27 protein-coding genes are annotated in these 25,182 nt (G+C 64.6%); 14 read left to right on the top strand and 13 right to left on the bottom strand.

Annotated elements, in window-relative coordinates; all coding sequences use genetic code 11:
• Window positions 1-57: 57 nt before the first annotated feature.
• The gene (locus JQ603_RS03130) at window positions 58-213 is read left to right on the top strand and encodes a hypothetical protein (RefSeq protein ID WP_212336403.1); all 156 of its coding nucleotides are present in this window, start codon (window positions 58-60) and stop codon (window positions 211-213) included.
• Between the two features lie 108 nt (window positions 214-321).
• On the opposite strand, the gene JQ603_RS03125 is transcribed toward JQ603_RS03130, so the two are convergent.
• Both JQ603_RS03125 and JQ603_RS03120 read right to left on the bottom strand, forming a co-directional pair.
• Window positions 322-699, bottom strand: coding sequence for a response regulator (locus JQ603_RS03125; RefSeq protein WP_212336401.1), 378 nt, complete (start codon window positions 697-699; stop codon window positions 322-324).
• A 112-nt stretch (window positions 700-811) separates the two neighbouring features.
• Window positions 812-1,633 (bottom strand): Spy/CpxP family protein refolding chaperone, encoded by an 822-nt coding sequence (locus tag JQ603_RS03120; RefSeq protein ID WP_212336399.1) that lies wholly within the window; start codon window positions 1,631-1,633, stop codon window positions 812-814.
• Between the two features lie 506 nt (window positions 1,634-2,139).
• On the opposite strand from JQ603_RS03120, the gene JQ603_RS03115 reads away from it, so the two are divergent.
• From JQ603_RS03115 to JQ603_RS03090, 6 genes are all read left to right on the top strand, one after another.
• Window positions 2,140-3,480 (top strand): ABC transporter substrate-binding protein, encoded by a 1,341-nt coding sequence (locus tag JQ603_RS03115; protein WP_018642027.1) that lies wholly within the window; start codon window positions 2,140-2,142, stop codon window positions 3,478-3,480.
• A gap of 142 nt (window positions 3,481-3,622) precedes the next feature.
• A complete protein-coding gene (locus tag JQ603_RS03110; protein WP_212336397.1) occupies window positions 3,623-4,561 on the top strand; it encodes a carbohydrate ABC transporter permease in 939 nt (312 codons plus the stop codon).
• Window positions 4,561-5,472 carry a carbohydrate ABC transporter permease gene (locus JQ603_RS03105; protein WP_212336395.1) on the top strand — a complete coding sequence of 304 codons (912 nt, stop codon included), beginning with the start codon at window positions 4,561-4,563 and terminating at the stop codon, window positions 5,470-5,472. Before JQ603_RS03110 ends, JQ603_RS03105 begins: the two co-directional genes overlap by 1 nt.
• A 6-nt stretch (window positions 5,473-5,478) precedes the next feature.
• Complete coding sequence (locus JQ603_RS03100) at window positions 5,479-6,579, top strand: ABC transporter ATP-binding protein (RefSeq protein ID WP_212336393.1); 1,101 nt, start codon at window positions 5,479-5,481, stop codon at window positions 6,577-6,579.
• Between the two features lie 35 nt (window positions 6,580-6,614).
• Window positions 6,615-7,604 (top strand): hydroxyacid dehydrogenase, encoded by a 990-nt coding sequence (locus tag JQ603_RS03095; RefSeq protein ID WP_212336392.1) that lies wholly within the window; start codon window positions 6,615-6,617, stop codon window positions 7,602-7,604.
• A gap of 169 nt (window positions 7,605-7,773) precedes the next feature.
• Window positions 7,774-8,262, top strand: a complete 489-nt coding sequence (locus tag JQ603_RS03090; protein WP_212336390.1) for a hypothetical protein — start codon at window positions 7,774-7,776, stop codon at window positions 8,260-8,262.
• Window positions 8,263-8,330: 68 nt separating this feature from the next.
• On the opposite strand, the gene JQ603_RS03085 is transcribed toward JQ603_RS03090, so the two are convergent.
• Window positions 8,331-8,828 carry a DUF1993 domain-containing protein gene (locus JQ603_RS03085; protein WP_212338138.1) on the bottom strand — a complete coding sequence of 166 codons (498 nt, stop codon included), beginning with the start codon at window positions 8,826-8,828 and terminating at the stop codon, window positions 8,331-8,333.
• A 114-nt stretch (window positions 8,829-8,942) separates the two neighbouring features.
• Between JQ603_RS03085 and JQ603_RS03080 the strand changes: the two genes are divergently transcribed.
• From JQ603_RS03080 to JQ603_RS03070, 3 genes are all read left to right on the top strand, one after another.
• Window positions 8,943-9,737 (top strand): transporter substrate-binding domain-containing protein, encoded by a 795-nt coding sequence (locus tag JQ603_RS03080; RefSeq protein WP_212336388.1) that lies wholly within the window; start codon window positions 8,943-8,945, stop codon window positions 9,735-9,737.
• 231 nt (window positions 9,738-9,968) lie between these two features.
• The gene (locus tag JQ603_RS03075; protein WP_212336386.1) at window positions 9,969-10,844 is read left to right on the top strand and encodes a DUF2147 domain-containing protein; all 876 of its coding nucleotides are present in this window, start codon (window positions 9,969-9,971) and stop codon (window positions 10,842-10,844) included.
• Between the two features lie 104 nt (window positions 10,845-10,948).
• The gene (locus JQ603_RS03070) at window positions 10,949-11,377 is read left to right on the top strand and encodes a hypothetical protein (RefSeq protein WP_349630688.1); all 429 of its coding nucleotides are present in this window, start codon (window positions 10,949-10,951) and stop codon (window positions 11,375-11,377) included.
• Between the two features lie 65 nt (window positions 11,378-11,442).
• Here JQ603_RS03070 and JQ603_RS03065 read toward each other — a convergent pair whose 3' ends face one another.
• Complete coding sequence (locus JQ603_RS03065) at window positions 11,443-11,847, bottom strand: (R)-mandelonitrile lyase (RefSeq protein ID WP_027573427.1); 405 nt, start codon at window positions 11,845-11,847, stop codon at window positions 11,443-11,445.
• 17 nt (window positions 11,848-11,864) lie between these two features.
• Window positions 11,865-12,563: a ribonuclease activity regulator RraA gene (locus tag JQ603_RS03060; protein ID WP_212302315.1), complete on the bottom strand. Its 699-nt coding sequence runs from the start codon at window positions 12,561-12,563 to the stop codon at window positions 11,865-11,867.
• Window positions 12,564-12,822: 259 nt separating this feature from the next.
• On the opposite strand from JQ603_RS03060, the gene pxpB reads away from it, so the two are divergent.
• From pxpB to JQ603_RS03045, 3 genes are read left to right on the top strand one after another with little or no spacing between them, the layout of a single operon-like run.
• Window positions 12,823-13,554: a 5-oxoprolinase subunit PxpB gene (gene pxpB / locus JQ603_RS03055; RefSeq protein ID WP_212336384.1), complete on the top strand. Its 732-nt coding sequence runs from the start codon at window positions 12,823-12,825 to the stop codon at window positions 13,552-13,554.
• The gene (locus tag JQ603_RS03050) at window positions 13,551-14,588 is read left to right on the top strand and encodes a biotin-dependent carboxyltransferase family protein (protein ID WP_212336382.1); all 1,038 of its coding nucleotides are present in this window, start codon (window positions 13,551-13,553) and stop codon (window positions 14,586-14,588) included. Before pxpB ends, JQ603_RS03050 begins: the two co-directional genes overlap by 4 nt.
• Window positions 14,589-14,620: 32 nt before the next feature.
• A complete protein-coding gene (locus JQ603_RS03045) occupies window positions 14,621-15,391 on the top strand; it encodes a LamB/YcsF family protein (RefSeq protein ID WP_212336380.1) in 771 nt (256 codons plus the stop codon).
• A 112-nt stretch (window positions 15,392-15,503) separates the two neighbouring features.
• On the opposite strand, the gene JQ603_RS03040 is transcribed toward JQ603_RS03045, so the two are convergent.
• The 5 genes from JQ603_RS03040 to JQ603_RS03020 form a co-directional block, all read right to left on the bottom strand.
• A complete protein-coding gene (locus tag JQ603_RS03040) occupies window positions 15,504-15,656 on the bottom strand; it encodes a hypothetical protein (protein ID WP_035666020.1) in 153 nt (50 codons plus the stop codon).
• Window positions 15,657-15,992: 336 nt separating this feature from the next.
• Window positions 15,993-17,600: a sulfite reductase subunit alpha gene (locus JQ603_RS03035; RefSeq protein ID WP_212336378.1), complete on the bottom strand. Its 1,608-nt coding sequence runs from the start codon at window positions 17,598-17,600 to the stop codon at window positions 15,993-15,995.
• Window positions 17,597-19,378 (bottom strand): NirA family protein, encoded by a 1,782-nt coding sequence (locus JQ603_RS03030; protein ID WP_212336376.1) that lies wholly within the window; start codon window positions 19,376-19,378, stop codon window positions 17,597-17,599. The genes JQ603_RS03035 and JQ603_RS03030 overlap by 4 nt, the downstream gene beginning before the upstream one ends.
• A gap of 336 nt (window positions 19,379-19,714) precedes the next feature.
• On the bottom strand, window positions 19,715-20,878 hold the full coding sequence (locus JQ603_RS03025) for a CmpA/NrtA family ABC transporter substrate-binding protein (RefSeq protein WP_212336374.1): 1,164 nt from the start codon (window positions 20,876-20,878) through the stop codon (window positions 19,715-19,717).
• The gene (locus tag JQ603_RS03020; RefSeq protein WP_008564898.1) at window positions 20,875-21,465 is read right to left on the bottom strand and encodes an ANTAR domain-containing response regulator; all 591 of its coding nucleotides are present in this window, start codon (window positions 21,463-21,465) and stop codon (window positions 20,875-20,877) included. The genes JQ603_RS03025 and JQ603_RS03020 overlap by 4 nt, the downstream gene beginning before the upstream one ends.
• A gap of 110 nt (window positions 21,466-21,575) precedes the next feature.
• On the opposite strand from JQ603_RS03020, the gene rimO reads away from it, so the two are divergent.
• The gene (gene rimO / locus JQ603_RS03015) at window positions 21,576-22,901 is read left to right on the top strand and encodes a 30S ribosomal protein S12 methylthiotransferase RimO (protein ID WP_212336373.1); all 1,326 of its coding nucleotides are present in this window, start codon (window positions 21,576-21,578) and stop codon (window positions 22,899-22,901) included.
• 304 nt (window positions 22,902-23,205) lie between these two features.
• Here rimO and JQ603_RS03010 read toward each other — a convergent pair whose 3' ends face one another.
• The 3 genes from JQ603_RS03010 to JQ603_RS03000 form a co-directional block, all read right to left on the bottom strand.
• On the bottom strand, window positions 23,206-23,604 hold the full coding sequence (locus tag JQ603_RS03010) for a carboxymuconolactone decarboxylase family protein (RefSeq protein ID WP_212336371.1): 399 nt from the start codon (window positions 23,602-23,604) through the stop codon (window positions 23,206-23,208).
• Window positions 23,537-23,968 (bottom strand): MerR family transcriptional regulator, encoded by a 432-nt coding sequence (locus JQ603_RS03005; RefSeq protein ID WP_212336369.1) that lies wholly within the window; start codon window positions 23,966-23,968, stop codon window positions 23,537-23,539. Before JQ603_RS03005 ends, JQ603_RS03010 begins: the two co-directional genes overlap by 68 nt.
• A 157-nt stretch (window positions 23,969-24,125) precedes the next feature.
• Complete coding sequence (locus JQ603_RS03000) at window positions 24,126-25,073, bottom strand: hypothetical protein (RefSeq protein WP_212336367.1); 948 nt, start codon at window positions 25,071-25,073, stop codon at window positions 24,126-24,128.
• Between the last annotated feature and the right edge of the window lie 109 nt (window positions 25,074-25,182).

Below are 25,182 nucleotides of genomic sequence, written 5' to 3'. Positions count from 1 at the left end.
TGCTCTAGGAGTTCCCTCACCTGATGCAATTCAGGATCAACAAAGGGGGGAATGAACATGAGCATGATTTCGCTCGCCGCGATGCCGGCCGTTGCCGAAACCCGTTTTGCCGGTTCTTCGTTCAAGACCATCTGGCTGTTCTGCTGCGCGGGCCTCCTCGCCTCGTTCGGCCTGATGGCGCGCGGCATCGATCTCAGTGCCGGCCTGATCTGAGGCCGCGACGGATTTCTTCGTGAAATGACCGCCCCACCGGCGGCCATTTTCGTTTGCGCTCCCAGCGCGGCGTCTTCGCCGTCGCCAGCGCGGCCTCTTCGCCGCCGTTCAGCGCGGCGCCTCTGCCGTGGCTTTGGGAAACAACGACTCGATCATGCCCTTGAGCTGGTCGATCGAAATCGGCTTGCGCAGGATCGGCCTGCGGCGGAGCAAGGACGGCAGCAATTCCGGCCCGTAGCCGGTGGCGAACAGGAACGGCTTGCCGCGGCGCTCGATCAGGTCGGCGACGGGATCGACGTAGAGACCCTTGAGATTGATGTCGAGGATCGCGAAATCGTATTGCGCGGTCATCGCAAAGGCGCTGGCGTCCCGGACATTGTCCGCCTCCGCGACGACGCGGTGGCCGAGCTCCACCACCATGTCGGCGATCATCATCCGGATCAACGCCTCGTCTTCGACCAGGAAAACGGAGAGTCCGTCCGCCATATCAACCCCGCAGTCAGCCTCGCGAAGCTAATCATAACCGAATTGCGCAGAGGATTCACAAATTCGTAGCGAGCGCCGTTAATTCAGGCGCCCGCAATCCGATTCAACTTGATCAATCCAGTCCGCGCTCGTGGCTGAGGCGCACCATCTCCTGGATGAAGACCTGCTTCTGCTTGTCATCGAGGCTCGAATAGAGCGGCTCGGCGGCGTCGGCGACATTGCGCTGGTCGGCGGCCCGGTCGATCAGGAATTGCGCCTCGTTGCGCATCTGCTCGATGATGTCGTCGGGCGGATCGCGCTTGGCGCGCGCAACCCGCAGGTTGAGCCGCTCTGCACCATTATGCCCCAAGTAGTGCATGGCGCTGGAGAAGCCGTACCAGTGCTTCTCCTGGTCGGGCGTGAGGTTCAGCTCGGTCTTGATCCGCTCGATATAGGAATCGCTGTTGGCCACGATCTGCTCGGCGGTCTGTTGCGGCGCGCCGGGCTGGGTGAGGACGGTAACGTCCTTGTCTTTGTTGTCCTGCTGAACGTTTGGCGCGTTCTTGGCTTCCTTGCTCGCCTTGGCGCCCTTGCCCGCCTTGGCGTTCTCCTTGGCGCTCTTGGCGTCCTTGTCCTTGCCTGCGCCCTGCTGCTGCTTGGCGTCCTTGCCCGCATCCTTGTTCGCATCCTTGGCGGCCGGCGCCTGGTTGGCATTGTTATTGTTGCCGACGCCAAGCACGCCTGTGAAGACGCCGACCACACCGCCAATCGCGCCGCCGAGCACGCCACCGACCGGGCCGGCCGCCTTGTTCCCGGCCGCCGCCCCTTCCTGGACGCCTTTGACCAATCCTTGAGCGTTCGCAACCGCGGCGACGCCGAGCAACAACGCGAGCAGAGACCCGAGCGCGAGCGAACGTCGCAAGTAATGTCGCGCTGGCGGCGCCGGGTGGATCATTCTCGTCTCCATCGTCGAACTGATTGGTCTCGGTCGGGGTAAGAGCCACCCCGCTGGTTGCAACTCTATCGTTTTCGTCGCTTCGAGGTCCAGACGCAGCCGATTGCTGTCCACGCCCGAAAAGTGTTTCGCGCGAAGCGGTTATGGAGGCTTATTCGGAACTGCGGCGTAATTGCGCACGGATCGTTCCCGACCGGCTTACGAGATGTGTGCGTCGCAAAAAACGAGGGAGCGCGTTTCACCTGCGGCGCGCGATGCCAGAGGCACTGCCGCACATTCGGGCACAACGTTAGTTCTAGACGAAGCGCGTTCGGCTTTCTCGACAGACGCGGTCAATCATGATCTGATCGCGCTACCAATTTGGCGCACGGCGCACGATCCGGATCGACGCTGACGGCACCGACAGAAACGACCAACAAGAAACGCCAACAAGAAAATCAAAAGCAAAACTCGGAAGAGTTCAGAGGAAACACCAGAACAATAAAACACCCAAGCGAGGAAACGAGATGTCACGCAAGACACTGACGCGACGTCAATTTGTGGCTGCCACTGCAATGTCCTCCGCGGCGCTGATCACGGCGCCCTACGTCCGGGGCGCCTATGCTGCCGGCAAACTCTCGATCGGCTTCTGGGACCACTGGGTGCCCGGCGCCAACAAGGCCTCGACCGATCTCGTCAATGAATGGGCTGCGAAGGAGAAGGTCGAAGTCTCGATCGACTACATCACCAGCAACAACAAGAAGATCGAGCTGACCGCCGCCGCCGAGGCCCAGGCCAAGTCGGGTCATGACATCCTGCAGATGCCGAGCTGGTGGCCGCAGGCCTATTCCGAGAATCTCGAGCCCCTCAACGACATCATGGAGCCGCTTCTCAAGCAGAATGGCGAAGTGAACGGCACCGTCAAATATCTCGGACAGTCGGGCGGCAAATGGCTCGCGGCGCCCGCGACACCGGGCAGCCAGATCAAGGGCCCCTGCTCTCGCATCGATCTGATGAAGAAGCATGCCGGCATCGACGTACAGGAGATGTATCCAGCCGGCGGCCCGCCCAAGGTCGAAAACTGGACCATGGAGACCTTCCTGAAGGCAGCCGAGGCCTGCCACAAGGCGGGCTTCGCGTTCGGCATCGGTATGGGCGAGACCACCGACAGCGTGGACACCGCCGGCGCGATCTTCCAGTCATTCGGCGCCGAGCTCGTCAATGCCAAGGGCGACATCACGGTGAAGACCGATCAGGTTCGCCAGGCGATGGAGTTCTACAAGAAGCTGATCGCCTTCCTGCCGCCGGACGCACCGTCCTGGGACGACGCCTCCAATAACAAATGGCTGATCTCCGGCCGCGGCGCGATGATCCTCAATCCGCCGAGCGCCTGGGCCGTCGCCAAGCGCGATGCGCCGCAGGTCGCCGAACAGTGCTGGACGCACGGCTTCCCGTCCGGTCCGAAGGGACGGTTCGCACCGTACCTGCCCTACTTCTGGGGCGTCTGGAGCTTCGGCAAGAACAAGGAGGCTGCCAAGAGCCTGCTCGTTCACCTGTCCTCGCCATCGTCGATCGAGAAGTTCGTTGCGGTGAGCGGCGGCTACGACCTGCCGGCCTACGCGAACATGTCCAAGTTCCCGACCTGGGCGGAAGAAGGCCCGCCGAAGGGAACGCTCTTCCACTATCCGGACCCCTACAAGCACCAGACGCTGTCGATCGCCGCTTCGCCCGCGCCGCCCAAGATCGCGCAGCAGATCTACTTCCAGGCGACGCTGACCAAGATGGCGCTGCGTTTTGCGCGGGGCGAGACGATGGAGCAGGCGCTCGCCTGGGCCGAAGGCGAGTGCGAAGGCTTCATGCGGAGCTAGGCCGGGATGCGCCAGGGCGGCTCGCGCCACGCGCGTGAGCCGCCAGGGCTCCGCCCTCCCATCCGCAAGATTTGAGGCCGACCGCTGTGGCCGGCTCCAAGGTTGGACTGCTGACAAGAAGACTGACCCTAAGGATTCTGACATGGCCGATGTCGTCGTTGAGCGAGGTCGCGTCGCCCGTGCGACGGGCGCGCGCAAGGGAAAGAGTCTGCGCAATGCGCTCGGGCGAAAATCGACGGTTGCGTTCTTCCTGACGTTGCCGCTGATCCTCCTGATCGCGATGCTGGTGCTCTATCCCGCCTTCTATTCGCTCTATCTGGCGACGCTGAACAAGGCGATGACGAAATTCGTCGGCCTCGGCAATTTCACCTTCCTGTTCAAGCGCGAGACGTTCTGGATGGTGGTGCAGCAGTCCTGCATCTTTGCGATCACCGCCGTCATCTTCAAGGCACTGATCGGCTTCATCGTCGCGCATTTCGTCCACAACATTCCCGGCAAGAAGCAGCGCAAATGGCGCGGCATGCTGCTGGTACCCTGGGTGATTCCGCCGGCGATGAGCACGCTGGCCTGGCTGTGGCTGTTCGATCCGTCCTACAGCGCCTTCAACTACACGCTCTCCTTCTTCGGCGTCGGTCCGATCCCGTGGCTGGGTGACACCTTCTGGGCGCGCTTCTCCGTCATCCTCGTCAACGTCTGGTACGGCGCGCCGTTCTTCCTGATCATGTATCTCGCCGCGCTGAAGTCGGTCCCCGATCAGCTCTATGAGGCCGCCGCGATCGACGGCGCCAATTGGTGGCAGAAGATCTGGCATATCACCTTGCCGATGATGCGCAATATCATCGCGATCACCACCTTGTTCTCGCTGATCGTCACCTTCGCCAATTTCGACATCGTGCGCATCCTGACATCAGGCGGTCCGCTGGATACCACGCATCTGTTCGCCACCTGGGCTTTCCAGGTCGGCATCCAGAGCAGCGACATTCCGCTCGGCGCCTGCGTGTCGCTGTTCATGGTGCCCATCCTCGCCGTCGCAGCGATCTTCATCCTGCGCGACGTCAACAAACGCGGGAACGAAGCCTGATGAGCACGCTCACAATCGACAAGGCCGGACCGTCCCGCAAGGTCAAGTATGGCAGCATGAGCCGGGACCGCACCTGGGCACTGCGCTGGTCCTACTTCTTCCTGGTACTGTTCGCGATCTTCTTCCTGACGCCGCCGATCTACATGCTGATCACCTCGCTCAAGAGCAGCGCGGAGATCTCTGCCGCCACCAATCCCTGGTGGGTGTTCCATCCGACGCTATCGAACTATGTCGAGCTCCTGACCTCTAACCAGTTCCTGCGGTTCTTCTGGAATTCGTCGATGATCTCGATCATCGTCGTGATCGTGACCATGCTGATCAGCATCCCCGCGGCGTTCGCGCTGGCGCGGATGAAGTTCTGGGGCTCGGCGACCTTGGCCACCGGCGTCTTCCTCACCTATCTGATCCCGGACAGCCTCCTGTTCATCCCGCTGTTCAAGATGCTCGGCGTGGTCCAGGAGTACACCGGCATCACGCTGCTGAACCGATGGTACGTGCTGCTGTTCATCTATCCGACGCTGACCGTGCCGTTCTGCACCTGGATCATGATCGGCTATTTCGCCTCGATCCCGAAGGAGCTCGATGAAGCCGCCCTCATCGACGGCGCGTCCTGGCTGCAGACCCTGACGCGGATCTTCATCCCGGTCGCGTTGCCCGGGCTGATCGCCGCGACCATCTTCGCCTTCACGGTGTCCTGGGCGCAGTTCCTCTATCCGCTGGTGTTCACGACGTCGGTCGATCAGCTCGTGCTGCCGGTCGGCATCACCACCACGCTGATCAAGGGCGACGTGTTCAACTGGGGGCAGATCATGACCGGCGCGCTGCTCGGCGCCGCGCCGCCGCTGATCATCTACGCATTCCTGATGGACTACTACATTGCCGGCCTGACCGCCGGTGCGACAAAGGGTTGATGACTCATGGCTGACGTAGCTTTGCGGAAGGTAGTCAAGCGTTACGATGACGTCGAAGCCGTGCGCGGCATCGACCTCGACATCGCCGATCATGAGTTCATCGTCCTGGTCGGCCCCTCCGGCTGCGGCAAGTCGACCACGCTGCGCATGATCGCCGGGCTCGAGGACATCAGCGACGGCGACATCATGATCGGGGGCGACGTCGTCAACGACGTGCCGCCGAAGGACCGCGACATCGCGATGGTGTTCCAGAACTACGCGCTCTACCCGCACATGACGGTCGCCGAGAACATGTCGTTCGGGCTGCGCCTGAAGCACTATCCCAAGGCGGAGATCAAGGCGCGGGTGACGGAAGCCGCCCGCCTCCTGGACATCACCGACCTGATCGACCGCAAGCCGAAGCAGCTCTCCGGCGGCCAGCGCCAGCGCGTCGCCATGGGACGCGCCATCGTGCGCAACCCCAAGGTATTTTTGTTCGACGAGCCGCTGTCCAATCTCGACGCCAAATTGCGCGTGCAGATGCGGATCGAGATCAAGAAGGTGCACCAGAAGGTGCGCACCACCACGGTCTACGTCACCCACGACCAGGTCGAGGCGATGACGCTGGCCGATCGCGTGGTGGTGATGAACAAGGGCCGCATCGAGCAGATCGGCACGCCGAACGAGCTCTACCACAAGCCGGCGACGCGCTTCGTGGCGGGCTTCATCGGCTCGCCCGCGATGAACTTCATCCCGTGCCGGCTCGAGGATGTCGGCGGCACGCTTCAACTCCGCCTCACCGACCGCATCGCCTTTGCGCTGCCGCCGGCCCGCGCCGCGCGCTACAACGCGCTGCCGCGCACCGACAAGCTGCTGCTCGGGCTCCGTCCCGAGCACCTCACCGAGTCGCATGCGCATCTTGCGCCGGGCGTCGAGACCTTCGACACCGTGCTCGATGTCACCGAGCCGATGGGGATGGAGACGCTGGTCTATTTCGGGCTCGACGGCACGCCGGTCTGCGGCCGCGTCGATCCCAATGCCGGCGCTACGGACGGGGCACCCATGCGTTTGGCGATGGACCTCAACAACATGCACCTGCTAAACGAAGAAACCGGCGTCGTGCTGTGACGCCGGCCTAAGAAACGCGAGCAGGCAGGGGAGCGATGGCGACCAACAAGAAGAAGATTTTCGTTACACAAACTTTGTCGCAAGGGGCACGCGCTCTCCTCACCCAGCGGGACGATATCGAGCTCGTCGAATTTTCCAACCTGATCTCCGCCAAGGACTTCGAGGCCTTGCTGAAGAGCCATGCGCCGGTCCATGGCGTGGCGTTAGGTGCCACCGCCTTCGGCGAGACCGAGCTCGAGGCCTCAAGAGACATGAAGGTGGTGACCCGCATCGGCGTCGGCTACGACGCCGTCGACGTGCCCGCCCTCTCCCGCCGCAAGGTGCCGCTGATGGTGGCGGGCAGTGCCAACTCGCCCTCGGTCGCGGAAGCGGCTCTGTTCATGATGCTGACGCTGGCCAAGCGCGCGCAGGAGCTGCATGCTTGCGTCAGGGACGGCACATGGGCCGAACGGCTCGGCATGCTGCCGTTCGACCTCTACGGCAAGACCGTGCTCGTCATCGGCTTCGGCCGCATCGGCAGCCGCACCGCCAAGCGCTGTTCGGCGTTCGAGATGAAGGTGCAGGTCTACGATCCCTATAAGCCCGCGGCCGAGATCAAGGCGGCCGGATGCGAGCCGGTCACCGACCTCGACGCCGCACTGCCTCACGCCGACTTCGTCACCATCCACTGCCCGAAGACGGCGGAGACGGTCGGCCTGTTCGACGCAGCTCGGATCGGCCGCATGAAGCCGAAATCCTACCTCATCAACACCGCGCGTGGCGGCATCGTGAAGGAAGCGGCGCTGTACGACGCGCTCACGTCCGGAAAGCTCGCCGGCGCCGGCATCGACGTGTTCGAGGTGGAGCCGCCGCCGGTCAGCAACGCGCTGTTCGCGCTGCCCAACGTCATCATGGCTCCGCACGTCGCCGGCGTCACGGTCGAGGCGGTCCAGCGCATGAGCGAGCAGACCGCGCGCAACATCCTGAGCGCCCTGGACGGCGATCCCATCAGGCAGAATGTGATCAATCAGGACGTGCTGGGCTGAGGCCAAGCGAAGGCGGGCCGCCGATCGGCCCGCCTTCGGGACGCCAGAAAGCGTCCCATTTTGGTGCAGATCGGGCCCCAACTCAGCCTTAATCAAACGCGCCTAATGTTCCCGGCCGCGGCGGCAGTGGGACAGACTTGCCGGCCGCGTCGAGCTGGAGGATGGACCCTTGTCAGAGATCGACCCGACCGACCATGCGCTGGCGACCATCGCCAGCATCCTGGAGAACCCCGAGCCCGTTCTCGTCGTCCGCGACACCGAGACGGCGACCGGTGAAGAGGATTCGGCCGACAGCGAACATTCAGCCACCGCTGACGAGGAGCCGGTCGTCGCCGAGCACGAGCATCCCGTCGTCGAGGAACAGCCGCTGGTGCCGGAGCACACCGATGCCGACGGCTACAGCAAGGTCGGTCCCGGACCGATGGTGGCGATCCGTCTCAAATGGACGGTGCATCGCGGCGATGACGGCCAGTACTACGTCCACGAGACCATCGGCGAGCAATCGGCGCCCGTGATCAGCGGCCCGATGACGGGTGAAGCCGCGGTGCATTTCGTCGACGCGCACGAGCACGAGGCACATCGGCGCTTCGAAGAGCTGCGCAGCGAGATCGCCGGTCGCAGCTCGCTCGCCGATTACGAGCGCAGGGGCGAAGCCTAAGCGTCACCTCTGGCGAATATCTCCGTCCACTTCGCCCCGTCGGGGAGAGGTGGACATCGAGCCTGCCGCTACTTCCTCCCGAGGAAATCCTTCTTCACAAGCTCGACGCCTGCATGCCGCAACAGGTCGTAGGCCGTCGTGACGTGAAAGAAGAACTGCGGAATGCAGTTGACGAGCAGCAGCGTCCGCCCGGTAAAGGGCAGCTCGGTCCCGTTCTTCAGCCTCCAGACGACCTTTCGTTCCGCAGCCGCGTCGATCTCGGCATGCGGCAGGCTCTCGATGAATTCAAGCGACGTCGCGATCCGCGCCTGTAGGCCGGCCATGTCGTGCTCCAGCGCCGGCAGCGCGACCGGTTCGCGACCTGCCAGCAAGGCCGAGGTGACCGTGGCGTGGCGGCAGGCCTCGCCGACCTGCTGTGCCAGATCGTACATGTTCGGCGCGAGACGCATGCCGAGCAACACCGCCGGATTGAACTTGCGGGCCTCGGCATAGGCCACGCCCTTGTCCAGCAGCGCGGACAGATTGCGCAGATAAGGCACGAAGAGGCCAACCGAGGCCTCGTACATCGAAATCGTCACCCCAAGCTTCCTTTCAATTCTGCCTCGCCAGCGACGGGCATCTGGTCTAAATCCAGATCGGAGGAGCTGTACAATGACAGCTCGGGCATGGGTGGAAAAGAGATGATCGTTCGAATATCCGTTCGCGTGTTGGCGGCTTTGGCCGTGGCGCTGCTGATGAACCTTTCGGCCCATGCACAGCAGGCCGCGCCCTCTCGCCTCGACGAGATCATGAAGCGCGGCACGTTGCGCGTCGGCATGACCGGCGACTACAAGCCCTTCACTTATCTCGACAAGGCCACGCAGCAGTTCTCTGGCTTCGACGTCGACATGGCGGAGGCGCTCGGCAAGGCGCTCGGCGTCAAGGTCGAATTCGTGCCGACAGCCTGGCCGAAGCTGATGAAGGATTTCGAGGCCGATCAGTTCGACATCGCCATGGGCGGCGTGTCGGTGACGCTCGACCGGCAGAAGAAGGGCTTCTTCTCGACGCCGATCATGCGCGAGGGCAAGACGCCGATCACGCGCTGCGCCGACGTCGGCAAGTATCAGACGCTCCCCGACATCGACAAGAAGGGCACCCGCGTCATCGTCAATCCCGGCGGCACCAACGAGCGCTTCACACGCGCCAACATCAAGGATGCCGAGATCACGGTCTTCCCCGACAACACCGTGATCTTCGACGAGATCGCCAAGGGCAACGCCGATCTGATGATGACCGACGCCTCCGAGACTCGCTACCAGCAGAAGCAGCATCAAGGCGTGCTCTGCGCGGTGCATCCGGACAAGCCGTTCGACTTCTCCGAGAAGGCCTATTGGCTGCAGCGCGACACGGCGCTGAAGGCCTTCGTCGATCAATGGCTGCACATTTCCATGGAAGACGGCAGCTACAGGAAGATCTACGCCACTTGGTTCGACTAGCGCGTTTTTCGCGCGTTTTGATCGCCGGTCCCGTTCCGATTCCATCGGAACGGCGCGTGAGGCCGCGTCCTCCTGTCGCCTGCCTCTGCCAAACTTTGGACCGGCCCCAGGCCTATTGAACCGGGAACAGCGCGACGACGACTCATACCGAGACAGTGATCTAGATCACGTTTCGGAATGGAGCCGGCGCGTAAGCGTTAGTGCGGGGACCACCTGTTCAGGAGATGCGAAATGAGGAAGCTGTTGGCCACGGCCGCATTCCTTTTGTTGGCGAGCACCGCTGCGCAAGCGCAGTACACCTTCGAATATGGCGGGCGCACCATCCGCATCGATCCGGACCGCGGCACGGTGCAGATTCCCGGCGTGTACGACAACACCGGGCAAGGCAAGGCCAAGAAGGCCAAGAAGAACGAGACGAGCCCAGGCCAGCAGGCGCCGCAGGATGCCAAGGCGGATCCGCAGCCGCCGATTGCACCGGCGCCTCCACCTGCCGCCGCAGCAGCGCCTCCCGCAGCCGTGCAGGCTCCCGCGCCCGTCGTGGCTGCACCGCCTCCCGCGCCGCCTGCACCGCAGCCGGCGACTGCCACGGTCGCACCGGCCGCTCCGGCTGTCGCGCCTCCTCCTGCACCGCCACCAGCCCCCGCTCCCGTCGAGCAGCAGGCAGCTCCCGCGGCACCGCCCCCGCCGCCGGCCGCTGCGGCTGCTGCGCCGCCGGCGCCACCTCCGCCGCCGGCTCCGGCCCCAGCTCCGGTCCAGTCCGCCGCGGTCGCCCCGCCCGCTCCGGCAGCCGCGCCCACGCGTGATCTCAATTCACCGCTCGGCGTCTGGCTCACCGAGGAGAAGGAAGGCAAGGTCCGCATCGAGCAGTGCGGCAGCAATCTCTGCGGCTATTCGGTCGACAGCAAGTCGAACCAGAACGGCGAGCAGGTTCTGATCAACATGAAGCCCGGCAAGGACCAGAAATGGTCCGGCCGCATCCTCGATCCCAACTCCGGCTCGACCTACGATTCAACGATCGCGATGAAGGGCACCGACCGGCTGCGCGTGCAGGGCTGCGCCTTCGGCGGCATGTTCTGCGGTGGCCAGACCTGGACGCGGGTGAACTGAGTCCGGCTTCAACGCTCTGACCACAACAAGGGGCCCGTGATCCGGGCCCCTTTGCTTTTCCGCGCTGTCAGGATGTGCGCCACCTCACGGAGCCTGCCGCCGGCGTGACGCCTCTCACATCGCCGGTTCCGCGCGCGGTGCCATGGTCCCCTGCATGGTCAACCACAGAGGCGTGCCATGAACGGCATTCGCAAAGGACCTTCGCCGCCCTTGTCGCCATCACCTTCCCGCTGACGCAGGCCGGCGCTGCGACGAGCACTTTCGACGGCACATGGAATGTCCGCATCTCGTCATCGAGCGAGACCTGCGGCAACGGCGCAACCGTCGCCATCGGCATCAACAACGGCCAAATCGCATCGAGCAGCGCGGCCGTGACGGCGTCGGGCCGCGTGGCCGATGCCGGCAGCATCAACGTCACCTTGAGCAGCGGCATCAAGCGCGCGGTCGGCTTCGGCCGGCTCAGCGGCACCTCGGGCTCCGGCACCTGGCGCGGCACCATGTGCACGGGCACGTGGACGGCGCAGAGGATGTAAGTCGCCGTGTCCCGGCTCGGCGACGCACCGCCTTCAGGCGATGCGTCTTGTCCGGGGCGCGCGGATCAGCCGACCGCCGCGCCGTACTCCGCGTCCGTCACCGGCTCCAGCCAGGTCGAGTAGACGCCGTCGAGCGCTTCCTGCATGGCGATGTGGCACATGCCGTTGGTCGGCGATGCCCCGTGCCAGTGCAGTTCGCCCGGCGGAATCCACACGGTGTCGCCGGGGCGGATCTCGCGGATCGGCCCGCCCTTGGACTGGACGCGGCCAACGCCGGAGATGACGTAAAGCGTCTGCCCGAGCGGATGATGGTGCCAGTTGGTGCGTGCGCCCGGCTCGAACGCGACGCGGGAGCAGTTCAGCCGCGCCGGCGCGGGCGCCATGATGACGGGGTCCTGCCACACGGTGCCGGTGAAGTTTTCCTTGGGCGCGCGGCGGGTCGGCCGCGTGCCTGCGACGGTGATCTCCATGGGGGTCCTCGCTTCCGTTACTTCTTGCTGGCGGCGTAGCGCGCCTTGGTCTCGGCGTTCATGGGATAGAGGCCCGGCAGCACCGCGCCGTTGTTCACCTCGTTGACGATCCAGGCTTCCATCCGCTCCTGCTCGACGCCCTCATTGAGCACGTGCTCGAGCATCGCCTGCGGGATCAGCACGCAGCCGTCCTGGTCGGCGACCACGATGTCGTTCGGGAACACGGCAACGCCGCCGCAGCCGATCGGCTCGCCCCAACCGACGAAGGTCAGGCCCGCGACCGACGGCGGCGCGGCATAGCCGTCGCACCACACCGGCAGATTGGTGCCGAGCACGCCCTCGACGTCACGCACCACGCCATCGGTGACCAGCGCAGTGACGCCGCGCTTGACCATGCGCGCGCAGAGGATGTCGCCGAAGATGCCTGCATCGGTGATGCCCATGGCGTCGACCACGGCGATGCAGCCATCCGGCATCGCCTCGATCGCGGTGCGGGTCGAGATCGGCGACGACCAGGATTCCGGCGTCGCCAGATCCTCGCGCGCCGGCACGAAGCGCAGTGTGAAGGCAGGTCCCACAAGGCGCGGCAGGCCCGGGCGCAGCGGACGCGCACCGCGCATCCACACGTTGCGCAGGCCCTTTTTCAGCAGGACCGTGGTGATGGTGGCAGTGGTGATGCCGGCGAGGGTCTTGCGGGCTTCGGGGGATAGCGACATGGACGAGAACGAGCTCCGGATAGGCGGGAAAAGAACGCGCGCATCTTGCGAGCCGCAAGCCTTGCGTCAAGGGCCAAAAGACCCACAAGAATGCAGGGCCGCAGCGCCGTTATGCGACGCGATAACAAGGCTTTATCGAGAACCCCTGCATTAATTTATTGGACTTGCTGGCGCATTTACGCGAAGCAGGGACAAGCGGAACTCAAGGGCGAGCCCGCGTTTCCTGAGAAGCCCGATTTCGACAGCTCTTCGACAGCTCATGGCCGCGACGCTTCCCCCGCCCCGCCTTCTGCCCAGTGGCGACAGTGCCGTCACGGTCGAGTTCAGCCGCACCATCGACGATACCGCCAACCAGCGCGTGCTGGCGCTCGACAAGGCACTCGCAGCGAGCCCGATCGACGGCATCACCGAGACCGTGCCGACCTATCGGTCGCTGCTGGTGCACTACGACCCCGGCAAGATCGGCTTCGACGCGCTCGGCGAAAAGATCCTCCCGATCGCGACCCGGCCGCTGCCGCCGGCCACCAGGGCGCGCCGCTGGCGCATTCCCGTGGCCTATGGCGGCGAGCACGGCATCGACCTCGAGGATGTCGCCAAGGCACTCAGCACCACGCCCGACGACATCGTCGCCCGGCACGCGGGCGGCGATTACAAGGTCGCCATGATCGGATTCACGCCGGGCTGGTCCTATCTCAGCGGGCTCGACAAATCCCTGCACATGTCGCGGCGGCAGTCGCCGCGGCTGCTGACGCCCGCCGGAACGATCTCGATCGGCGGCATCCAGGCCGGCATCCAGTGCCTGGCCGCCCCGAGCGGCTGGCACCTGCTCGGCCGCACGCCTGTCAGAACCTATCAGCTCCACCGCAATCCGACCTTCCTCACCGAGCCCGGTGACCGCGTGACGTTTTTTGCCATCGACCACAAGACGTTCGAGGACATGGACCGCGCCGCCGAAGCCGGCGAGATCGTCGCCGAGCAGGTGGACGCATGAGCCGGCTCGTCGTCACCAGCATCGGGCCAGCCAGCTCCGTCCAGGACGGCGGACGCCACGGCGCGCAGCGCTACGGCCTGACGGTCAGCGGGGCGATGGACCGTCTCTCGCTCGCGGCGGCAAACACGCTGGTCGGCAATGAGCCGCTCGCGGCGGCTGTCGAGATCGGCCCCTTCGGCGCGACGTTCACCGCGAAGGATGGCGCCGTGCGCGTGGCAATCGCCGGCGCACCGCGCAATGCCGATGTCGCCGCGCGGCCGGTCGCGATGGATACATCGGTGACGCTGAAGAACGGCGAGACGCTGACGCTGGGCTTTGCCCGCGGCGGCGCGTTCACCTATCTCGCCATCGAAGGCGGCATCAAAGGCGAGCTCGTGTTCGGCAGCCTGGCGGTGAATGCCCGCGCCGGCCTCGGCAGCCCCTACCCGCGCCCGCTCCAGGCCGGCGACGAGTTCAGCGTCGATGCTGCGAGCGGCGCTCCAGAGCTGCGGATCGAATTGCCGAAGCCGGTGAGCGGTCCGATCCGCGTGCTGCTGGGGCCGCAGGACGACGAATTCGACGATGCCAACAAGGCGCTGTTCCTGGACAGCGAGTGGAAGATCTCGGCGACGTCGGACCGCATGGGCTACCGGCTCGAAGGCCCTGCGATCAAGCACCTGCACGGCCACAACATCGTCTCCGACGGCACGGTCAACGGCAGCATCCAGGTGCCCGGCAACGGCTCGCCGATCGCGCTGATGATGGACCGCGGCACCTCCGGCGGCTATCCGAAGATCGCGACCGTGATCACGGCCGACGTCGGCCGCCTTGCCCAGACCTCGGCGGGAACAGCGTTCCGCTTCAAGCAGGTCAGCATGGCGGAGGCGCAGGACGAGGCGCGCAAGTTCGCGCAGTTGATCCGCACCCTCCCCGATCGCCTCCGCTCCTCCGACACCGTCGAGCTCAACATCGAGGCGCTCAGCGATGCTAACGTTGCCGGCTACGCGGTGAGCGCGGTCGACGCCGGAACCTGGCAGGTGACGGCGGAACCGTAAGCGGCAGCAAGACCAGAGGCGGAGAGCACCCCATGAAGACGATCGATCTCAATTGCGACCTCGGCGAAGGTTTTGGCGCGTGGGAGATGGGCAACGACGCCGCAATGATCGAGCTGGCGAGCTCGGTCAACGTCGCCTGCGGCTTCCACGCCGGCGACCCCGACATCATGCGCCGGACGGTGGAGCTGGCGAAAGCGCGCGGCGTCTCGGTCGGCGCGCATCCCGGCTATCGCGACCTGCACGGCTTCGGCCGCCATCCGATCGCAGGGCTGAAGGCTTCCGAGATCGAGAACCTCGTCGCCTACCAGATCGGCGCGCTGCAGGCGATCGCAACCGCGGCCGGCCACAAGGTCACGCATGTGAAGGCGCATGGCGCGCTCTCCAACGTCGCCTGCGAGGACGACATGACCGCGAAGGCGATCGCCGCCGGCATTAGGGCGGTCGACCCCAATCTCATCTTCGTCGTGCTCGCCAATTCGAAGCTGGTGAAGGCCGGCGAAGCGGCCAATCTGCCGATGGTGCACGAGGTGTTCGCCGACCGCGCCTATGAGGACGACGGCAACCTCGTCTCGCGCAAGAAGCCCGGCGCGGTGCTGCACGATGCGAAGGCGATCGCGGAGCGCGTGGTGCGCATGGTGCAGGACGGCGCGGTGGTGTCGGTCACCGGCAAGGTGATCAAGATGCGCACGGATACGGTCTGCATCCACGGCGACACGCACGGCGCGGTCGAGATCGCGCGCACGCTGCGTCAGGCGTTGAAGGAAGCGGGGATCGAGGTTGCGCCGTTCAGGCGCGGAGCGTGAGGCACGCTCGGTGCCGTAGGGTGGATTAGCGAAGCGTAATCCACCATGCTTCAGCGAGTGCAGAACGAAGTTGGTGGGTTACGCCTCCGGCTAACCCACCCTACAAAGTCCGCTAGAACGGATGCACCGATAGCGTGCCGAACACGATCGCTGCGATCACGGCAAAGGCGCTGTAGAGCGCCAGATGATGGGCGCTCGCCCCGGTGCGACGCGAGAGCGAGCGCGCGTAGAAGTGCAGTCTGGCTTCCGCCGATAGTTCGCGCATGGTCGATCTCCAACGCCCCATTTGCGGGAGTATGAAGGATCAACCCTGGCGGGAGGCAAGATGGCGGCGGAAATAGCGATGGTGGTTCTTAGAAGGAGCCTCGGCGCAGATGCAAATTCTCCCCAGGCCCGGGTTCCGAGAATCTTATTCGTTAGGATTCGAGCCAGTTGGAACTGAAGCGATGACGGCCGGATGACAGCTCTCGCAGGGTGGGCAAAGCGAAGCGTGCCCACCACTTAGGGATGGTGGGCACGGCGCGCGAAGGGCGCGCCTTTGCCCACCCTACAGCACCGAGCAACGCGGCAACGGGTTTCCTCGCCCTGGTCCCGCCGAAGCCTAGTAGACGTCAGCCTGGAAGCGGCCGGTCTTCTTGAGGTCGGCGACAAAGCTGACGGCCTCATCGGTCGAACGCGCGCCGAACTGGGCGACGATGTCGACCAGCGCGCGCTCGACGTCCTTGGCCATGCGCTTGGCATCGCCGCAGATGTAGAGATGCGCGCCTTCGGCGAGCCAGGTCCACAGCTCACGGCCGACCTCGCGCATGCGGTCCTGCACGTAAAACTTCTTCTCGCCGTCGCGCGACCAGGCCAGCGACAACCGCGTCAGTTGGCCCGAGGTCTTCATCGCATTGAGCTCTTCCTGATAGAAGAAATCGCAGTCGCTGCGCTGATGGCCGAAGAACAGCCAGTTCTTGCCGGCCGCGCCGGTCGCCTTGCGATCGAGCAGGAAGGCGCGGAACGGCGCGATGCCGGTGCCGGGGCCGACCATGATGATGGGCGTCTTCGGGTCCTGCGGCAGGCCGAAATTGTGCGCCTTCTGCACATAGACCTTGAGCTTCTCGCCCTCATTGATGCGCTCGCCAAGGAAGGTCGAGGCAACGCCGATGCGCTTGCGCTTGCCGATCACGTAGCGCACGGAATCGACCGTCAGCGACAGTTTTCCCGGCGTCGCATTGTGCGAGGACGAGATCGAATAGAGCCGCGGCTGCAGCGGTTCCAGCGCCTCGACGAATGCTTCGGGATGCGGACGCGTGCCGGAAAACTTCTGCAGCGCCGCCATGACGTCGAGGGTCGCGGCATCGCCATCGGGATCCTCGCCCTGCGCCAGCGCCCGCGCCTTCTCGCGCTGCGCGCCGCCGGTGATGAAGGAGATCAGCTCGAACAGCGAGTCCGGCGCCGGCGACAGCGAGACGTCGTCGATCAGCACCTCGCGCAGTGTCTTGCCGTTCACCTTGGTGGTGTGGGAGGCGCCGAGCAGCGCGATGATCTGGTCGACGAGGCCGACGTCGTTGCGCGCGAACACGCCGAAGCTGTCACCCACCACGTAGTCGAGCTTGCTCGCGGAGAGATCGAACTCGATGTGGTAGGTCTCCTTCTCCGACTTCCCCTTGTTGAGAAGACGGCGCGACAGGAAGGTCGCTTCCGTTGGATTGTCGCGCGAACGGCCGGGCTCGGCGATGGTCACGGTCACGGCGGGCGCGGCAACCGTGTCCGTCTTCTCGGGTGCTTTGGCCGCGGGCGCCTTATCGAGCTCCTCGTAGAGCGACTTCAGCATCCGCGCGGTTTCCTTGCCGCCGGGAACGCAGAGATTGAGCCGCGCTTCGCTTTTGCCCGCGATCGCTTCCGAATAGTCGTGGCAATTGTAGCCGCACTGGCCGCAATCCTGCTGCGCCATCGCCGCCATCATCTTGCGGCGAACGGGACGGCCCTCGGCGAGCTTCATCCGATCGGCGATCGGCATGGTCTGGTCGTGCCATGGCGCTTCGCCGTCGTCGCCGTCGCCGGCCTGCATGACGGCAGCGCCCTGCTCCGCCGACAAGGGCGTTGCCACGTCAGGCGACAGCAGTCCGGCAAAGAAGCCGTTCAGCCAGGAGCGCTGCGCGTCGGAGAACGGCGCGCTGGCGGGAATGATGTCGAGTTTCGGCGGAGGCGTGATCTGGTTCATGCGGACACCTGTGCATCGGCAAGCTTGCGCAGCGTTTCGCCGTCGTGGCGGCGCGCAAAGGAGAGGAAGGTTTCATCGGGCGAGGCGCGATGGGCGAGGTAGGCCTTGAGCAGCGCCTCGACCGTCTTCGGCGCGTCCTCGGCCTTGAGGTCGTGATAAACCTCCTGCCCGACATCAGCGTCGGGACCGAACCCGCCGCCAGTGAAGAGGTGATAGCCTTCGACCGTGTCCTCCTCGTTTACGGGGACGCGCGCCCCGATCAGGCCGATGTCGCTGATGTAGTGCTGCGCGCAGGAATGGTGGCAGCCGGTCAGATGGATGTTGACCGGCTTGTCCATGGCGACGCGCGGCTCGCACCAGTCGCCGATCTCGGCGGCATTGCGCTTGGTGTTGGACGCCGCGAAACGGCAGCCGGCATTGCCGGTGCAGGCGATGAGGCCGGCGCGAATGTGCGAGGCTTCGACCGCGAGCCCGATCTGCTTGATCGCGGCAATGGCGAGCTCGACATTCTCGTCGCGCACGCCCGAGATCAAGAGGTTCTGCCAGACCGTCAGGCGGATCTCGCCGTCGCCGAGATCACGCGAAACTTTGGCGAGGCCGCGCATCTGATCGCAGCTGAGCTTGCCGAGCGTCAGCGACACGCCGATCCAGTTGAGACCGTCCTGCTTCTGCTTGTGCACGCCGATATGGGCCATGCGATCCGCGGCGGGCCGCGCGACAAACGCCTCTTCAGGCACGCGCGTGAACGGCGTCTTCAGCCGCTCCTCGACCAGCTTGAGGAAGCCGTCGTGGCCCATGGCATCGAGCACGTATTTCAGCCGCGCCTTGTTGCGGTTGGTGCGGTCGCCGTGGTCGATGAAGACGCGCACGATGGCATCTGCGACGGCGGTCGCCTGCTCCGGCTTGACGATGATGCCGGAATATTTCGCAAAATCCTTGTGGCCGGTGATGCCGCCGAGGCCGAGCCGGAACCAGATTCCGGGCTCGACGCCGAAACCATCCTTCACCTCATAGGCGGTGAAGGCGATGTCGTTGGTCTCTTCCAGCACCGCAATCTTGCCGGCGCCGTCGAAGGCGACATTGAACTTGCGCGGCAGGCCATAGAGCGAGCGGTCGTTGAGGATGTGGTAGTGCCACTCGCGCGCATAGGGCCGCGTGTCGATGATTTCCTGCGGATCGATGCCGGCGGTCGGCGTCCCCGTCACGTTGCGGATGTTGTCGGCGCCGGAGCCGCGCGAGCACAGGCCGAGATCCTGGATGCCCTCGATCATTCTGATCGCGTGCTTCGGCGGAATCTCGCGCAGCTGCAGATTGGCGCGCGTCGTGACGTGGCTGTAGGGACCGCAGAGCTCGTCGGCGAGATCGGCAAGACCCGACAGCTGCCAGTGCTTCATGATGCCGTTCGGAATACGAAGGCGGCACATGTAGGAGTCCTGCGTCGGCGCGACGTAGAAGATGCCGTAATAGCGCCAGCGGAAATTGTCCGCGGGGCTCGGCGGCGTGTTGTCGAGCGCCTGCTGGCGAAGGCGCGGATAGGCATCGAAGGGATGCTCGTCGCGCTTGAACTTCTCCTGGTCGGCGAGCTTCTTGCCTGCCGCGATGACCTTGTCCTGCGCCTTGATGTGCACGGCATCTGGGCCGGTCGGCTCGGCATTCGCCTTGCCGCCGCCGCCACCAAGGCCGCGGCCGACGCGGCTGATCTGCAAGCCGGTCGTGAAGCCTTCGAGATAGCGTTTCTGCTCGTCGGTAAAGTCGACTGAGACCGTATCGATTTTCATGGTCGGTAACGAAGCTCCTGCGGCCACCTCGGTGGTATCGACGGAAAATTGCGCGACCCGCGGGAAACTCAGCTGGCTCTAGAGCCTGCTTCGCAACCCGACGGTCCAATCAGCTTCGTTGCTGCGGGACTTGGCTCAGCAGGCACCAATGACAAGCTGGCCGCAGTGCAACATACAAGTTGCGTGCCAGCTTTCCTGAAAGAGAAACTCTTGATCTTTCAATGGAATAAAGGCGGCCCCGGAAAATGCCGATCCCGGAGCTCACTCGAAATTCGAGCACTCGGCCCAAAATTTAGCCGCTGCCGCCCATTGCTCAAAAACGATGCAGGGGACGAATCAGGCCTTCCAGCGGCCGACCTCGAAGGCCTCGAGGTGCCCCCGGATGTTGTCGGGATCGAAGACGGGTCCAGCGAACGCGCCGAAGGCTGTGGGAGCCTCGGCGGGCGGTTGGCGGCCGACGGCTGCGTCGTAGAGATCCGGCCTGAACACGGCCATGGCGGTCTTGACGCCGTCCGGCGTCAGCGCCGTCTGCCCCCAACGCACCATCTGGGCGTAGAGCCAGGCGGCCTGCACCGGCTCGGGGCGCCCTGCTCCTTCGCGCCCAACGAGGAGATAGCGGCCGCTTTCGCGGAGCGTGCCATCGGGCGAGATCTTCAGGCGTCCCGTGAGGGTCCGCTGGATGACCTCGGCATCGACGCCGATCCGCTCGGGCTGCGCCAGAATCTGCGCCGCCTCGGTGAGGTTCGCAGGCTGCTCGATGAACTCGGCGCCCTTCACGGCCGCACGCACCAGGGCTGCGACAACGTCCGGATTCTTGTCGGCCCAGACCTGACGGACCGCCAGTACCTTCTCCGCCGCGCGCACCAGGATATCGGAGACAAAGTGCAGAATGTGCCCGATGCCGAGATCGACCGCGACCGAATTCCAGGGCGCACCGACGCAGAATGCGTCAACATGGCCGCTCTTGAGGCTCTCGACCATATAGGGCGGCGGCAGCACGACGAGACGCACGTCCTCGTCGGGATCGACGCCGGCCGCCGCCATCCAGAACCGCAGCTGATAATTGTGGGTCGAGAACGGGAAAGTCATGCCGAAGGTCAGCGGATCGGCACCTGTCTTGCGGCGCTTGGCAACGACCTTCGCCAGCGCCTTCGCGGTGACAAGCGGATCGAAGCGGTCGCCGTCGATTTCCTCCATCAGCGCCGCATGGAGCGTCGGCGACACCGTAATCGCATTGCCGTTGATGCCGAGGTTGAAGGGCGCGGCGATCGGCACCTTGACGTGGCCGAGCCCGAGCGAGGACGCGATCGCGACGGGCGCCAGCAGATGCGCGGCATCGAACAGGCCGATATTGAGCTTGTCGCGCACGTTGGACCAGGACACCTCGCGCACCAGTTCGACGTCGAGCCCCTCGGCGGCAGTAAAGCCCTTGTCGACGGCAACGATCAGGGCTGCGGCATCGACCAGCGGGATAAACCCGATGCGGAGCGGTGCAGTCATTTCAACATCTCCGATGCGGTGATGATCGACTGGGCGATCTCGCCGATTTTCTTCTTCTCGCGCATCGCAGTCGAGCGCAGCAGCACATAGGCCTCGTCCTCGGTGAGGCCCTTCACCTTCATCAGGATGCCCTTGGCGCGCTCGATGATCTTGCGGTCCTCGAGCTGCGACTTGGTGCGCTCGAGCTCCTCCTGGAGTTTCGCGAAGGCGTTGAAACGGGACACGCAAAGGTCGAGGATCGGCTTGATACGCTCCTTCTTCAGCCCGTCGACGATGTAGGCCGATACCCCCGCCTCGACCGAGGCCTGGATCGAGGCTGAATCGCTCTGGTCGACGAACATCGCGATCGGCCGCTTCACGGCGCGGCTGACCTGGAACATCGCCTCCAGCACGTCGCGGCTGGGGTTTTCCAGATCGATCAGGATGATGTCGGGGTCCACCGCATAAATACGGGCGAGCAGGCTCTGCATCTCGCGGATATGGACGACCTGGGTGAATCCGGCCTCCCGCAACCCCTCCTCGAGGATCGCAGCCCGGATCGGGCTCTCGTCGACAATCACGATTTTGGGCGACTGTTCGGCGCTCATGGCTCACTCACGGCAGGTGATTCATCCATAGCACGCCGGGGGGCGATGCAAAGGGTTGTAATTATGGGCAATTGGGACTAGCTCAGGCCGGTCAATCAGGCAGATCAGATATGGATCAGACGGCTGCGCCCAAGGTCAGCTTCGTGTCGCTCGGGTGTCCCAAGGCATTGGTGGATTCCGAGCGCATCATCACGCGCCTGCGCGCGGAAGGGTACGAGCTCGCCCGCAAGCATGACGGGGCCGACATCGTCATCGTTAACACCTGCGGCTTCCTCGACAGCGCCAAGCAGGAATCGCTGTCGGCGATCGGCGAGGCCATGGCCGAGAACGGCAAGGTGATCGTAACAGGCTGCATGGGCGCGGAACCCGAGCAGATCGAGCAGGCCTATCCGGGCGTGCTCTCCATCACCGGCCCGCAGCAATATGAGAGCGTGCTCGACGCCGTGCACCGCGCGCTGCCGCCGGCGCACAATCCGCATCTCGACCTGGTGCCGCCGCAGGGCATCAAGCTGACGCCGCGCCACTACGCCTATTTGAAGATCTCCGAGGGCTGCAACAACCGCTGCACCTTCTGCATCATCCCGAAGCTGCGCGGCGACCTCGTCTCGCGCCCGGCCAATGACGTGCTGCGCGAGGCCGAGCGCCTGGTCGGCGCCGGCGTCAAGGAGCTCTTGGTGATCTCGCAGGACACCTCGGCTTACGGCGTCGATCTGAAATATGCCGAGAGCCCGTGGAAGGACCGCCAGGTCCGCGCCAAATTCCTCGACCTCGCGCGCGAGCTCGGCGAGCTCGGGGCCTGGGTCCGGCTGCAATATGTCTACCCCTACCCGCATGTCGACGAAGTCATCGCGCTGATGAATGAGGGCAAGGTGCTGCCCTATCTCGACATCCCGTTCCAGCATGCGAGCCCCGAGGTGCTGAAGGCGATGAAGCGTCCGGCGGCGCAGGACAAGACGCTGGCGCGGATCAAGCGCTGGCGCGAGGAATGTCCCGATCTTGCCTTGCGCTCCACCTTCATCGTCGGCTTCCCCGGCGAGACCGATGCCGATTTCGCCTATCTGCTCGACTGGCTCGATGAGGCCGAGATCGATCGTCTCGGCTGCTTCAAATACGAGCCGGTTGCGGGCGCGACGTCGAACGCGATCGAGAATCCCGTGCCGGAAGAGGTCAAGCAGGAGCGCTACAACGCGCTGATGGCGCGCCAACAGAAGATCTCGGCGCGCCGGCTCAAGCGCAAGGTCGGCACGCGCCAGCAGATCATCATCGACGAGGTCGGCCCGACCGTTGCGAAAGGCCGCTCCAAGGCCGATGCGCCGGAGATCGACGGTGCGGTGTACCTCACGAGCCGCCGCCCGTTGCGCGTCGGCGAGATCGTCACCGCCAAGATCGAGCGCGCCGACCAGTACGACCTGCACGGCAGCGTCGCGGGGTTCTGAAGCACTCCGTCATTGCGAGCGTAGCGACGATAGCTCCATCACCGTCATCCTGATGCGCTCGCTCTGCGGCGCAACCGCGCCGTAGAGCGAGCCTCGAAGGACGACGGCCCCCGGCTGCATCGCGGCCGCTCATCCTTCGAGGCTCAGCTTACGATGCTTTCGCATCGCAAGCCTCGCACCTCAGGATGACGGGGGATGGATTTGCATTCGCTGCACCCGCAATGACGCTGTGGAGGCAATCACGCCCACTATTTCGGCACCCAGCGCTCCGGCCTGGATGCGCGGGCGAGATCGGCGCGCTTCGTCATCTCGCTTCTCGCGCGGAAAACACCTCCTTGGCTGCGAACAGCCCGTTCACCGCCGCCGGGAAGCCCGCATAGACGGCCATCTGCATGATGATCTCCACGATCTCGCCGCGAGACAGCCCGACGTTCAGACCCGCATCGATATGCACTTTGAGCTGAGGCGCGGCATTTCCGAGCGCCGTCAGCGCGGCGATCGTCGCGATCTCTCGATCGCGCAGGCCGAGGTCCGGTCGGCTGTAAATGTCGCCGAAGGGAAACTCGATCACGTAGCGTGCGAAATCCGGAGCGATGTCGGCGAGAGAGGCGACGACCTTTTCGCCGGCTCTGCCGTCAATGCGTGACAGGGCCCGCTGGCCGCGATCGAAGCGGCTTTCGGCTTGTGTTTGGGCGTGCGTCATTTTCCTTCGTCCTCTGTTCGTCGCCGGCATAGCCGGCGATCTTGGTATCAAGGACGAGCAGGCATTCCTGGAGTTCGGCAATCTGCGTGCGAACCTGTTCCCGGTGGATTTCCAGCATCTGCCGCCGGGCTGGCCCGGTGGCTTCGCCTTCATCACGAAGCGCCGCATAACGCAGCATGTCCCGGATCGGCATTCCCGTGGTCTTGAGCCGACCGATGAATGTGATCCATGTGAGGATCGATGCGTCAAAGTCACGCTGGCCGGAACGATCCCGGTCTGCGTATGGCAGCAGCCCGATGCGCTCGTAATAACGCAACGTGTGCGTCGACAAGCCGGTTCGTTTTGCGAGGTCGCCGATCTTCATGTGTGCCCGTTCTCGTACTGACGCACGTACAGATACCCCTTCGAGCGCACTCTAAGTCAAGGGGGATCGAAGGTGCCGTGCCCGAGAGGTCAAGATGGCACGACAGCCGAAGATTTCGGCGCGCCGGCCGGGCGGCAGCATCGGGGGATTCCAGGCTTCAGGATGCCGCCAGCCATTTCGGCACCCAGCGCTCCGGCCTTGGTGCGCGGGTGAGATCGGCCTTGGCCTCCGACAGCTTCGCCGGTTCGCCGTCGATGGTCGGGCGCAAATCGTACTCGAAGCTCGGCATGACGCGGCCATCGGCATAGAGTCCGAAATTCATCACGTACCACAGGCCAAGCTCGGGCTGCGCGCGGCGCATCTCCTCGCGCAGATCGCGCAACAGGGATTCGATCGAGGCGGCTTCCTCGAACGGCTGCGGTCCGCGCGTCAGCACGCGAGCCTGGTATTGGCTACCGACGATCGCGATCTCGAAACGCGTCTTGTCCCAGGGATTCTTGCCCTTGGGCAGATGGGCGGCAAGCCGCCAGCCGAGCTCGGCCATCAGCCGGTGGTTGGCCCAATAGTCCTCGCGATCCCGGCTCCATTTCTCCACGAAGCCCCGGAAGTCGGGCAGCTCCGATGCGCCGTCGTCCAGCGCAACCGTCTCGCCGATCGGCCGTTCGGCCAGCCATTGCGCGAGCTCGACCGTCTGGCACTCGACCTCTTCGTGCGGCTTGAGATCGCTCCAGGCCTTGTCGAATTGCTGCGACGTCAATTTTGCGAGCAGCCCGTCGAGGCTCGGTGCGAGCAGCTCGTAATCGCCCTCCGATCCCAGTCCGACGATCGGCGGGTTGTCGCGGTCGAGACCGGCGCCATACCAGCCGCCGACGGCCGAGCCGTCGGGCAAGCGCATGAAAAGCGAGAACCTGTCGCGCAACGGACTGCCGTCGACGATCGGCGCGGAATCGGAGAACTGGCCCTGCAGGGAGAAGCAGCCGACGCTGCCCCAGGGACGCCCCTTGAGCCAGGTGGCAAAGTCGACCAGCAGCGTCGGCGCTTCAATTCCCGGCGGAAACGCGCCGCGAATGCTGTCGAGATCAATCGGGTAAGGGGTATCGGACAAGGCTGAAAACTGTCTGGTTGGTCCCGTCTCCCTTGGTCTGAGCCGAGTCGCGTTCGGTTCGAACCAATTGGCGTCCGTTGATCACAAACGCGCTAGAGGCTCAATGGTT

The sequence above is a fragment of the Bradyrhizobium liaoningense genome, from assembly GCF_018130825.1.
GTDB lineage: Bacteria > Pseudomonadota > Alphaproteobacteria > Rhizobiales > Xanthobacteraceae > Bradyrhizobium > Bradyrhizobium liaoningense_B.
Note: the sequence above shows the minus strand (reverse complement) of the source record. Positions and strands in the feature narration are given on the sequence as shown.